This is a genomic window from Pelobacter propionicus DSM 2379 (assembly GCF_000015045.1).
GTDB classification, from domain to species: domain Bacteria; phylum Desulfobacterota; class Desulfuromonadia; order Geobacterales; family Pseudopelobacteraceae; genus Pseudopelobacter; species Pseudopelobacter propionicus.
The window spans coordinates 2,228,293-2,240,532 of the sequence record NC_008609.1 but is presented as its reverse complement, the minus strand read 5'-3'; the positions used below and the strand labels follow the sequence as shown (position 1 = coordinate 2,240,532).

Annotated in this window: 9 protein-coding genes; all 9 read right to left on the bottom strand. The window is 61.8% G+C overall.

The genetic code is table 11. From position 1 onward, the window contains the following. Positions 1 to 90 precede the first annotated feature (90 nt). The 9 genes from cobN to rsgA all read right to left on the bottom strand — a co-directional run bounded on the left by cobN (position 91) and on the right by rsgA (position 12,213). On the bottom strand, positions 91 to 3,984 hold the full coding sequence (gene cobN, locus PPRO_RS10330; protein ID WP_011735956.1) for a cobaltochelatase subunit CobN: 3,894 nt from the start codon (positions 3,982 to 3,984) through the stop codon (positions 91 to 93). A gap of 30 nt (positions 3,985 to 4,014) precedes the next feature. Further along, positions 4,015 to 4,788 carry an ABC transporter ATP-binding protein gene (locus PPRO_RS10325; RefSeq protein ID WP_011735955.1) on the bottom strand — a complete coding sequence of 258 codons (774 nt, stop codon included), beginning with the start codon at positions 4,786 to 4,788 and terminating at the stop codon, positions 4,015 to 4,017. Position 4,789: 1 nt separating this feature from the next. After that, on the bottom strand, positions 4,790 to 5,896 hold the full coding sequence (locus tag PPRO_RS10320; protein ID WP_011735954.1) for a FecCD family ABC transporter permease: 1,107 nt from the start codon (positions 5,894 to 5,896) through the stop codon (positions 4,790 to 4,792). 46 nt (positions 5,897 to 5,942) lie between these two features. Beyond that, positions 5,943 to 6,245 (bottom strand): helix-turn-helix domain-containing transcriptional regulator, encoded by a 303-nt coding sequence (locus tag PPRO_RS10315; RefSeq protein ID WP_011735953.1) that lies wholly within the window; start codon positions 6,243 to 6,245, stop codon positions 5,943 to 5,945. A gap of 23 nt (positions 6,246 to 6,268) precedes the next feature. Continuing rightward, entirely contained in the window at positions 6,269 to 7,252 is a 984-nt protein-coding gene (locus tag PPRO_RS10310) for an ABC transporter substrate-binding protein (RefSeq protein WP_011735952.1), read from the bottom strand. Positions 7,253 to 7,255: 3 nt separating this feature from the next. After that, positions 7,256 to 9,484 (bottom strand): TonB-dependent receptor, encoded by a 2,229-nt coding sequence (locus PPRO_RS10305; protein ID WP_011735951.1) that lies wholly within the window; start codon positions 9,482 to 9,484, stop codon positions 7,256 to 7,258. Between the two features lie 532 nt (positions 9,485 to 10,016). After that, positions 10,017 to 10,694, bottom strand: coding sequence for a spermidine synthase (locus PPRO_RS10300; protein WP_011735950.1), 678 nt, complete (start codon positions 10,692 to 10,694; stop codon positions 10,017 to 10,019). A gap of 59 nt (positions 10,695 to 10,753) precedes the next feature. Further along, positions 10,754 to 11,263 carry a GreA/GreB family elongation factor gene (locus PPRO_RS10295; protein WP_041532733.1) on the bottom strand — a complete coding sequence of 170 codons (510 nt, stop codon included), beginning with the start codon at positions 11,261 to 11,263 and terminating at the stop codon, positions 10,754 to 10,756. A gap of 5 nt (positions 11,264 to 11,268) precedes the next feature. Then, entirely contained in the window at positions 11,269 to 12,213 is a 945-nt protein-coding gene (rsgA, locus tag PPRO_RS10290) for a ribosome small subunit-dependent GTPase A (RefSeq protein WP_232286635.1), read from the bottom strand. Between the last annotated feature and the right edge of the window lie 27 nt (positions 12,214 to 12,240).

Genomic DNA, 12,240 nt, shown 5'->3' with positions numbered 1-12,240 from the left:
TCCAAACACAACAACTCTAAAAATGACCTGTTTTTTCAGCTTCTTCACATTTTACCCTGTTCCATGCTTTGCTTTTTTGCAGGGCCGCTCCTACGGGCCGATCCCCACCGCTGCCATCCTGGTTTTCCACCCCTCCACATCGGACGCGGTGATGATGTCGATGCTGCCCCCCTGGAATTCGCCGCGCACATCCCCCATGCGCTCCTCCATCCATCCCTCGATCTCCAGGTAGATATCCCTGAGCTCTTCCTTCACGTCATCGGCCGGGTTCCACAAGCCCCGCTGGGCCGCCTCCAGAAGCCTCCTGCCGATCTCCTCCAGAGCCCAGGGGTTCTCCTGCTCGAAGAACTCACGGTTCTGCTCGTCCATCATGAAGGTGCGGGCAACATCGTCGAAGACCGCGTCATCCACTGCCTTGGCGGTGGCCTGCCAGCCGTAGAGGCGGCCGACCCGCTTGCTGATCTCGCCGGCCCCCTTGTAGCCGTGCTCCTTCATTCCCTGGATCCAGGCCGGGTTGAGGATCTTGCCCCTGGCCACGCGGCGCATCTCCTCCTCCAGGGTGCGAACCCTCACCTGGCCCTGCTCACGGGTGTCACCGTAATAGTTTTTGATTTCGTTGCCCGATATGACCCGGGCGGCGTTGATCATGCCGCCGTGGGTGCCGAAGTAACAGCAGCAGCCGGTCAGGTCGTACTCGTCGCTGGCGGTCTTGTTGAAGGTCAGTGAGACGGTTTTCAGGCTCTGCTTCAGGCTGTCGTGGGCGACAGCGCCGAAGGTTCCCTTGCCGTAGGCGTAGCCGTTCCAGTAGAGAAACACGTCGGAGAGGTCCTTCTCCGTTTCCCAGGCAGAGGCGTACACCGCAAGCTGGGTTCCGGCCTGGTAGGTGCCGGGCTGGCTGGCGAAGATGCGGTAGGTGGCCGTGCGCAACGCCTCGTCATTCTCCTCCGGTTCGGAGCCCAGCCTCTCCAGAGTGTGTTTGCGCACGAAGTTCATTTCCGCCGGCTCGTCCAGAGCTGAAACCGCCTGCACCGCCTCGTCCAGGAGGTCGATGCAGGAGGGGAAGTTGTCGCGGGTGATGCCCGAGACCCGCACGGTGATGTCGATGCGCGGCCGCCCCAACTCCTCCAGCGGAATAATGGTGAAGCTGCGCACCCTGCCGTTGGGCTGCCATACCGGGCATGTCCCCAGCAGGTGGAGCATCTGGGCCATCCCCTCGCCGTCGGTCCACATGATGTCAGTAGCCTGCCAGTGAAAGGCGATGTTCTCCGGGAAGGTCCCTTCCTCCTCCAGGTATTTGTCCAGGCTCTTCTCGGCCAGCTGTTTCCCGGTCTCCCAGGCCAGCGGGGAGGGGAGTTTATGGGGATCCAGGGAGTAGGAGTTGCGTCCGGTGGGGAGGATGTCGGGGCGGCCGCGGGTCATGAGACCGGACGGCCCCGGTTCGATAGAGCCGGCGTTGAAGCCATTGAACAGCGCGCCGATCTCGTCCGAGGCCAGGACGTTGTCACGCACGGAGTCGATGAAGGCTTGGACCTTGGCGACGGTTTCCCGTAGGGGCAACCCCATGTGGTTGCCCACGTCGGCGGTGCCATGCTCCCTGTCGCTATTCTCCATATGTCGGGAATCTGTTGGCGTTGCGGGGCAGGGCGGCCACATGGGGCCGCCCCTACGGAGATGGCCCAACCCCTCCGCCAAAGATATTCCCTCTTCCAGATACCCCTTGCAGATCCTGCGGGCGGCGACATCGACCCGTTCCCGGTACAGATCATCCTCTTCACCCTCGCGCCGTTCCAGGGCCCGGGCCGTCAACCCCCGCAATGAGTCGGGCGTATTCTCGTAGCGCACGATGGCATAGACGAACTCCGACAACCGCTCCGCCTCCGGCAATCGCCCGAAGATATGCATCCCCGTGGGGATGCGGGTCCCCCTGAGCGTGGCCAGCGCGTTGTGGATCTCGTCCACCTTCTGCTCCACAGTGTTGTGGGTGATCTCTCCCTCGATCAGCTGCAACCCCTTGACCTTCTCGGCCAGCATGTGGGAGACCGTGTGGGCCTTGGCCGGCTCAACCGTCCTGAAGCGCCGGTAATCCTCCAGCAGCCGTTCGATGGCTTCAAGGTCGCCGTACAGCTCACCCGGTGCCATCACCGTCTGCAGATGGTTTACCAGGGTGGCCAAGCTTCTGCGCTTGGCGATGGTCCCCTCGGGCGGGTTGTCGGCGTTGTAGATGTACAGGTGCGGCATGCTGTCGATACCGATGTCCGGAAAACAACCGGAAGAGAGGCCGGTGGCCTTGCCGGGGAGGAACTCCAGGTTGCCGTGGGTGCCCACATGGATGATGACATCCACCCCGAATTCGCGGGCCAGCCACTTGTAGGTGGCCACGTACTGGTGGGGCGGCGGGATGTCCGGGTCGTGCAGGATCTTGCAGACCTGGCCGTCGCATGTGGGACCGGCGCAGCCCCTCTTGGGCTGGGCACAGACTACGGCATTGCCGTATCGTACACCGGTGATCAGGATTTTGCCCTCATGGACCATGGCGGCCGGGACGCCATCCTTCTCCTGGCCGGGAGGGTTGCCCCAGGCCTCGGCCATGCGCTCTTGCGTATGCGGTGGAAGCTCCCGGAACCAGGGGAGGTAGCGTTCCTGATCCAGCAGGTCCAGGGTCCCCCCCTTGGTTACGATCTCCTCCACCGTTGTCCAGCGGAATTCGGAGACGGCCTTGCGCTCCATGATGGTGTCGATCAGTTCCTTGCCGCTCTTCGGCGGGGTGATGGCGTAGCCCGCTTCCCGCATGCGCCCCATGATCAGGGCCACGCTCTCCAGGGTGTCCAGGTGGGCGCCTCCCCCTACGCTGGCCTCCACCGAGACGCAGGGGTTGTTGTGCAGGATGAAGGCCACCTTGCGCTGGGCCACCGGCTTGCTCCCCAGGGCCAGCCAGCTGGCCACCCGCGAGGCGAAGCGCTCCATGCGGTCGGTGAGCGGCAGATTGCGCTCCTCCTCCGGGTTGTCCGTGCCGCTGGAGGCGCCCACCACCATCTGTTCGATCACCCCCTCGAACTCGGGCATGGCCATGCTCCATCCCACCTGGGTGCCCAGTCCTTCCGGATCGGCCAGCCACTGCTCCTCGTTTTTGTAATAGGAGATCAAGGGTGAGAAGAGCGGGATATTGAGCCGCTTCATCAACTCCACCCCCGGCGGCGCGTCCGATTCCCTGACCCCGCCGCCATGGCTGGCCAGGAAGAAGGAGGTCAATTTGACGATCCCCTGTACCAGCGCCATCCCCCCGTTCAGAAAATAGGTCTCGATGCACTCGGCGCCGCTCAGGTTCCCCATGCAGGCGTCCTTGATGGAGTAGAAGAAGACCGGTATCACCCCCAGACCGCGCTCTTCCAGTTCCGCGATCAGCGCCTTTTCCACCTCCAGGTTGCGGTTGACCCAGTTGGAACGGGAGTAGAGCAGGCCAACCCAGCCGGTAACGGGGGTGGTCCGCGTCTTCCGGTAGACCGTCAGGTAATCGGTGGTGGAGCTAAAGACCCCTTCCAGGGCCGGGTGGTGAATCCCCTCCCAGGGGACCGCTTTGGGCCCGGCGCAGGTTACTTCCTCACCCAGGACCGCGTGCCGCAGGTAGTTGAGCAGGTTGGCCAGATTCTCGTCACCGTTGTAGAGGATGTAGTTGTAGGCTTGTGCCGCCACCTCCAGGCCGACCGTGGAGAGCCCCCAGAGGGCAGGGTCACTCCCCACCACCACGACCGGTCGCTGCTCGCCCGCCTGACGGATATCGTCCTCAAGCTCGTCCCAGACCGGGTCGCTGGTGCGGTACAGCAGGATGCAGTCGGCTTTGTCCATGGCCTGGCGCAGGTCGTCCAGCAGCTCAGGGTGCTGGTTGAGCTGCTTGGTGGACCAAGCGCTCAGCACTACCCCGTTGTCGGCGCAGGCCTGCTTGAGGGGCGGAATATAGTTTGACCACATGATGGTGAAGAGTTTCATAGTGTTACCTCTCGAGGTCGTTGGTCTGAATCATGATAGCCTCGGATAGATCAGCCGCCGTTCGCCGCTGTCGAAAATGCCGATGCCGATGTCGTAAAGCTGCCCCAGGTTAGCCTCGGTCACTACCTGGGACGGTTCGCCGTCAGCCACGATTTTCCCTTCCTTGAGCATGATCACCTGGTGGGCGAAGAAGGCGGTCAGGTTGGGGTCGTGCAGGGTCATTAACACGGTCAGGTTCTTCTCCGCAGCCACCCGCTGAACCGTCTCCAGCACCAGGTGCTGGTTGCGGAAGTCCAGATGAGAGGTCGGTTCATCCAGCAGCAGCAACGGAGCATCCTGGGCCAGAGCGCGGGCGATCAGCACCAGCTGGCGTTCGCCGCCGCTGATGCGGGTGTAGCAGCGATCGGCCAAGTGATGTACGCCGACCGCCACGAGGGCGTTATACGCCGCGTCCTCATCATGGGGAGAGGGTGATGCGTACACCCCCACGTGGGGCGCGCGCCCCATGAGCACCGCCTCGAACACCGAATAGGGGAAGGGAGGTGTGTGATCCTGGGGCACCACCGCCAGCATGCTTGCCCGTTCCCTGAAGTTCATCCCCATGATGTCGCGGCCGGCGAACATGACCGTGCCCGAGGCTGGACGCCACAGGCCGGCGATGCACTTGAACAGGGTGGTCTTGCCGGAGCCGTTGGGGCCCAGCAGCACCGCCAAGGTTCCTTCCGCCACCCGGAAGGAGGCGTTGTTCACCACCGGCCTGTCTGTGTGGGGATGCTGGAAGGTGAGATTTTCGATACGGATCATGTCATCTCCCCCAACTCTCCGCACCGCCGCGGCGCATGAGGTAGATGAAGAAGGGGGCGCCGGCCAGGGCGGTGATGATCCCCACCGGTATATCTGCGTTGCTCATGGTGCGCGCCACCGTGTCGGCAGCGATCATGAAGGCGGCGCCGCCGGCCATGGAGAGCGGTATCAGGCGCCGGTGGTCCGGCCCGACCAGCATGCGCACCAGATGGGGCACCATCAGCCCGATCCAGCCGATGATGCCGCTGACCGCCACGGCGCTGGTGACCGCCAGGGTGGCGCTGGCGATGAAGATGACCCGCTTGCGGCTGACATTGACCCCCAGGGAGCGGGCCTCCTCGTCCCCCATGCTGATCAGGTTCAGGCGCCAGCGCAGGAGCAGCACCGGCAGGCAGCCCAGCATGATGCCGAACCCCGCGCTTTTTACCTGGGGCCAGTCGGCCAGGCTGAAGCTCCCCATCAACCAGTAGACGATGCTCTGCAGTTTCATCGGGTCAACCAGGAACTTGATGATGGAGAGGAGTGCCGTGAACAGGGCCGAGACGATCACCCCGGACAGCACCAGCGAGAGTCGGGAGAGTTCGCCGCTGGAGCGGGCCATGGTGCAGGCCATGATTACGGCTAGGCTGCCGAAGACAAATGACATGAGTTGCAGTGAAACCCCGGGCAGGAAACCGACGGAAACGGCGCAGCCGAAGGCGGCCCCGGCGGAGATGCCCAGGATGAACGGGTCAACCAGAGGGTTGCGCAGCACCGCCTGCAGGGTTGCTCCGGAGGTGGCCAGGGACATGCCCACCAGGCCGGCCAGGATGATGCGCGGCAGGCGGATGTCCAGCACGATGGCCGACTCGGGTGAGTCTATGCCGCTTGTGGCATTGGCCAGGATCTGAACCACCTGCAGTGGAGTCACGCCGTAGGCCCCCAGGAATAGGGCGATACAGGCCGCCAGCAGGGGCGAGAGCATGATCAGCGTTGTCACCAGTCCGGTTTGAGCGCTATTTCCGGACATTCTTGTACTGCGACTCTTCTGGATGATTGCCCGGTGCTCTTCCTGCTCCTGGACTGCCGGTGCATCCCCCTCGCAGAGGCGGGAACCTATCTCTTCCATCAACGACTCTCCCCATCCGGCTCAACGCGTGCTGCCCATCCACGTGTCATCGAGTCGTGGCAACCGGTTCCACCGTCAATCTGAATCCCATGCTGTCCAGCATGGATGTTATCTGTCTGAAGTCCGGATTGCCCTGCTTGGAAAGCGCCCGGTACATGGTCGATTTACTGATATCCGACAGGTCGGCAAGGAGTGACAGGCCTCCCCAGGCCTTGGCCACTTGCCGCAGAGCTGGAAGGAAAAAAATACGCTTTTCCTCCTCGATCATCGCATTGAGAAAGGTTGCAGCATTTTCCGGGTCTTTGAGCCATTCGTTAAGGAAATCGTCAAAATCTCTCGTTCTTGCCATACCTGTTCCTTTATAGCTGGTTTTTAGTTCTCGATCTGTTTGGCCCTGGCATAGGGAATGCCGTACACGTCGCGGTAGAAGCGGTCGATGGTCTTGTCGATATCGATGTCCCGGAACCGCTCCGGATAGGCGCGCGATGCCATCCAGAGGGCGATGGGTGCCAAACGGGGGGACCAGGTGCCCCATTTCGGCTCTTTGAAAACCGCTCCGTTCTTGACTGCCCTGATGTGGCGCCACTGGGGGTTGCCTTTCAGGTCAGCGGCTGAATAGCGGGCGCTGCCCCAGATGAAGACCAGGTCCGGGTTCCAGGATATGATCCGCTCCAGTGGGACGTCGCAGGAGCGTTCGTTGATCTCGTTTCCGGCGTTTTTCAATCCCATCAGGTTGAAAAGGTCGTTGGTAACCCCGATGCGGCCATTTGCTCTGGTCTGCTTGCCGGTCAGGTAGAGCGCTGTTTTGCGCTGCGAGGGGGGGATTGCGGCCACCCGTTTGCGGATCAGCGAGAAGAGTCCCTCCATCCTGGCGATTGCACTCTCAATACGTTTCTCTTGTCCGAAGAGCTGGCCCTGCATGCGCATCACCCCGTACAGTTCGTTGATGCTTTCGGGATAGACCGAGATCACCGTCAACCCCTTGTGCTCCAGAAAACGAACAGCGGCGGGATTGACGGTCCAGGTCAACACTACGTCAGGCTTCAGTTTCAGCAGCACCTCCGCATTGGTGTCCATGGCGCTGCCCGCGTCGGGAATCCTCCGCAGTCTGTTGGCGTTGATGGCCAGCAGCAGATCATTGCTGTATGCATAGCGGCTTAATCCCGCCATCTGGTTCCAGGCGCCGGTGACCGGCAGCAGTTCATAGGTTTCGTACAGCACCGCCCGTTTCACCGGGGTCGTGACCGTAACGGTTCGCCCCATCTTGTCGCGGTAGGTGAATGCCGCAGCCGGCGTGGCGAACGCCGGCAACAGGATCAACAGAGAAAGGAGCGCATGACAAAGACGGCTTTTCATGGCTCAGAACCTAAGGTCGAGATTGGCGAACCAGGAGCGGCCCGGTGCGACGTAGTAGGTGTAATAGGTGCGGTCCAGCAGGTTGTTCACGCTCAAGGAGAGCGTAGCCCAGTCAGTAACCCGGTATCCGGCCTTCAGGTCCATGACGAAGAAGGGATCGTAGGAGCCGTAGACCCCGTTGGCCTTGTCGCTGTTGTTATCCGAACCGTACTGCTTGGCCACGTATCTTCCGGACAGAAAGAACGACAGCGGGCCGTAGCTGGCGTCCAGCCCCGCGTTGATCATGTGGCGGGGCGCATGCTGCAGATCCTTGCCCTCCAGGCTTTTGTTCTCATCGTACTCGGTGATAGTGGAGCTGGTGTAGGTGTAGCCGGCAAACAGGCGCAGATTTTTGCCCAGGCTCTGCTCCGCTTCCAGTTCCACCCCCCTGGTCTCACCTGCCCCAAGATTGGAATATTTCACGTTGGTGTAGTTCTTGCCGCCGATGCTGGTCGTGCTGGAAAGGGTGACGGTGTAGATCATGTCGTCGATGTAGTTCTCGAAGTAGGTTGCCTTGATCTTGGCGCCCTTCCACAGTTTCTGTTCGATGCCGAAATCCCAGGCCAGAACGGTTTCGGGATTCAGGTCGGGATTGGCTAGGTACAGCTTGGAGGTGCTGGACGATGACCAGGTCTTGTACATCTGGTTCAACTGCGGTGCGCGGAAGGCCCTGCCGCCCGAAATCCTCACCGTGGTTCCGTCCAGGGGCTTCCAGACCAGCGCGCCCTTGGGGTTGATGGAGTTCTTGGATTTCTCGGGATACTTCTGATCGCTGGCTCCGGTGCCGCTGAATCCGGCGTAGCCGTTGTTGGAGACCCAGTAATCGTCCCGCACGCCAGCGTAGAAGGTCAGGTTGTCCAGCAGGGCTATTTCGGCCTGCAGGTAGGTGGAGTAGGTCTGGGTTGTGCCCCCCCCCCACTGGGTGCTGGGGCCGGAAACAGAGTCTTCGTCCTCGTAATCGCTCAAGGGGAGGTTATCGCTGTCGGCTACGTCGTAGCGGAAAGAGAAACCGCCGGTGAGGATGTGTTTTTCCAGGACCGGGACGGACAGTTGCAGGTCGGTGAAATAGGTCCTGCTGGGAGAGTCGCTTTTTGTGCCGGTTCCGCCGTTGGCCACAGTCGCCGAACTGCCGGGGGTGGTATACCAGTTTTCATGCTGGTCGTTGATGCCGAAGAGGAATTTGCCCTTCACCTGACCCAGCAGCGCTTCGGCGTGAATGGTGTACATGTCCTGGACATTGGCGCCGTCTCCGTTCAGGTAGCTGCTTTGGCCGGGCCTGTATGCCTCTGCCCCGGAGGCGTCTCTCAGATAGGTGTGGGGAGGGTCGTAGGAATACTTGTTGGCGGTCCTGAGCCAGGAGATCCTGATGTTGGCGGTATCTGAAAAATCGTAGTGAGCCCTGATGGCCGCCGAGTAGTCCCACCAGCCGTTGTCCCCGCTGTCGCCCGTGATGTATTTTGTCGCTTTTCCCGTGGTGTCCGTTGTGGGGTGCGCGCCGCTGATCCCCGAGGCCGAGGGGTTGGTGGTCGTGGTGACCAGCCCGCTGGGGTAGCCGTCGGTGCTGCGGTAGGATAGGGCGGCATACAGCCGCAGTTTGCCGATCCTGTCTCCATAGGAGGTGTAGCTGCTCCAGAGGCGGTCCATGGCCGCGTCGGTCTCAAGGCCGCCGCCGTAGCCGCTGGAGAGGGTGAACTCTCGTTTTTCCGGCATGTGGCTCAGGAAGTTGATCACCCCACCCATGGCGTTGCCGCCGTAGAGGCTGGACGACGGTCCGCGCACAACCTCTATTTGTGAAAAATTCTGGGCATTCAGGCCACCCCATGGTTGGCTGGCAGAGTAGGCGTCGTTGAGCGGCATGCCGTCCAGCAGCAGCAGGGATCGACCGGCGCCGGACAGGCCGCGGAAGGTGACGCTGGAGGTGGTTCCCATCAACCCCTTGCGGCGGCTGTCAAAGACGCCGGGCAGCATGTTCAGCGCCTCGTCCACCGACTGGATGTTCCGTTTCTTCATCTCCGCTGCGGTTACCACGCTCACCGAACCGGGGGCATCGGCGATGGACTTCTCCGTGCGGGTGGCGGTGACCACCACCTCGTCCAGGCTTGTTTCCTTGCTGTTATCCTGTCCATCTCCCCGCGCTTGCAGCGGCGCTGCGGTTGTCACCAGCGCCAGTATCACTGCGATACGTCGTCTCATCCCTCTCTCCTTGCAATGAAATTGCATCACATCTGTTGTCATGTCAGAGTATAAGAGCTCGTTATATTGATGCTCTTCGCTTATTTCTGTCATACGCACTTGTACTGTGTGGTATCGGAAATCTGTGGCGAGGGAAGAAACAGGCGGCCTGCTGTTTGTTCGTGTGCGGCTTTCTTCCGCGTACAACAGCCCTGTTGTTATAAATTGAAAAAACGTGCTATTGAGTGGTCCAAAAAAACGGGCTCCCATTGAAAGCCCGCTCCTGCCCATGCATCCTGTTTGTGTTGGATGCATGGGTATACGGTTGTGTTAATCGTGCTACGAAATGGGTGTGTAGCACGTAATCAAATTTGGTGCAATGGTTTTGTGTCCGGGATACTCCGGGCAGGCCTGGCGTGATGGGGGAGGAACGTGGGTGCAGCGGAAGGAGTGGGCATGGGGTGGAATAGGTATGTATACCAGCTGGTTTTGCTGCTGTCTTTAAAGAAATAGTTTGCTTTTGGGATAATGTATGGAGAGCGGGCTCAGTCTCTCATTGTGTCCGCAGCTCTGCCAGAAAAACCGCATGGCGCAGTCCGCCCCGGCCGGGGCGGCGGGTGGTGACCGTGAAGCCTGCCTTCTGCAGTCGCTTGTGAAAACCCTCGTCGTAGGCTTCGCCCCACACGGCCAGCATGCCGCCCGGATTGAGCGCCGCCCTGGCGCTGGCAATGGCCCGGCTGCCGTAGAGTGGGTCGTTGACCGGGTCGGTTTTGGCGTGGGGGCCCCGGTACAGGTCGAGCACGATGGCGTCGAAGCGCTGTTCATCGCCGGAACTGGCGCGGATCAGTTCGGCCACGTCGGTTATCCGTACGCTTACCCGCGGGTCGGAGACGGCGCTGTCGGTGAGTCCGGCCAGGGGGGCACGGCACCAGTCATGGACAATCGGATTCAGTTCGGCCACCACCACGCCGGCACTGTCCGGCAGTGAGTCCAGCACCGCCCTGAGGGTGAACCCCATGCCCAGTCCTCCCACCAGCACCCGTGGACAGGGATGGGGTTTCAGCTGTTGGCAGGCCAGTCGGCCCAGTTCCAGCTCGGAACGGTTGGAGAGGCTGTTCATCAGCACCTGGGTGCCGATCATGATCAGGAAGTCCCTTTCGCCGCGTTGGCGCAGTTCCAGAATGCCCTCGTCCGTGGCAACACTCTCGATTGTTTTCCAGGGTAGCGCCATGTCTTCCTCCCGCCTCTCATGTTCTGCCGAATGTACCAGGAACGATAGGGGCTCGAGCCTCAGCCGACCTGGACGATCTCGTATTCCCTTATGCCGGCGCCGCTCCCCGTTTCGATGCAGTCGCCCTGTTGCCGGCCGATCAGGCTCCTCCCCAGGGGGGAGGCGGGGGTGATCACCATGACCTCTTCACCCTGATCCATGACCTTCAGGCCCCCTTCGCGGGGACCGATGAAGACGTTCTTGGCGGTGCCGTCGTCTCCCGCTCGCAGGGTAACCAGGGCGGTCAGGCGGATGGGGCTGTCGTCGTCAAAGGGGTGCAGGGTCAGGAACCGGTATTCCTGCACCGCCTGCCTGATCTCCTGGCCGCGATTGGCCTGGCCCTGGGCCACGTAGGAAGCCTCCAGCCCCATCGTGTCGTACTTGTTCTCGGGGACGTTGTCCTCGTGGATCGAGGCCTCGTGGGCTGTCCTGGCTGCCGACAGCAGCAGCTCCAGGTCGCGGGAGAGTTGCTGGATGATCTGGTCCAGGATCCGTTGTTTGCGCGTTTGCCCCGTGGGGGCGCCGGTCATGCCGCTCACGAGCGCCACCCCCTGACGCGTTTCTTCTCCTCTTCGGCCTCCACTTCGTCCAGCAGTTCCAGGAAGCTGGCGTAGCGCTCCCGGGTGATCCGTCCCTGCTGCAGCGAGCGGAGTACGCTACAGCCCGGTTCCGAGCGGTGGCGGCAGTTGCTGAAGCGGCAGGATTCCGAGCCGGCCTCTTCGAATCCGGGAAAATGGGCCGCCAAATCCTGGGGCGAGATGTCCACCAGGCCGAAATCGCGGAAGCCGGGGGTATCCACCAGTTCTCCGCCGCCGTCAAGGCTGTGCAGGGTGGAGACGGTGGTGGTGTGTCTCCCCATGCTCCGGTAATCACCCACGCTGCCCACTGCCAGCTTGATATGGGGGCAGAGGGCGTTCATGAGCGAACTCTTGCCTACTCCGGTGCTGCCGATAAAGACGCCGCACCGCCCGGTTGCCAGATATTCACGCAGGGGGAGGAGTCCTTCGCCCGTGGTCGCGCTCAAGGGAAAGAGCGGCAGGGAAGCGGCATAGGTCTCCCGGAGGCGTGCGGCCAGTTGATGAGCCTCGCCGAGGTCGCACTTGTTGATGACCAGGAAAGGGGTCAGCCGGGCCGTGCGGGAGGTGACGATGGCCCGGTCGATGAACCTGCCGGGGGAGAGCGGCGCCATCACGATGCCCAGCGCGTCCAGGTTGGCCGCCACCAGATGGACGCCGCCCCGGGCGTCGCGGCGTCGCAATTCCGTTGCCCGGGGGAGACGCGTCAGCAGTTCGCCGTTGACTGACACCTCGTCGCCCACCACATGCCCCGAGTTGCGCTTGACGCGCACCATGCGGCGCTGTTCGCCCTGGAAGAGAACCTCCACGGAGATGCCGTGATGGGCCACGATGCGGCCGTTTCCAGCCGGGGATGACGGAATTTCGCTATGACGGGTAGTAACGTTGGAGTCGCTCTTCACCACATCAGATCCTCTGATTCCGGGGAAACG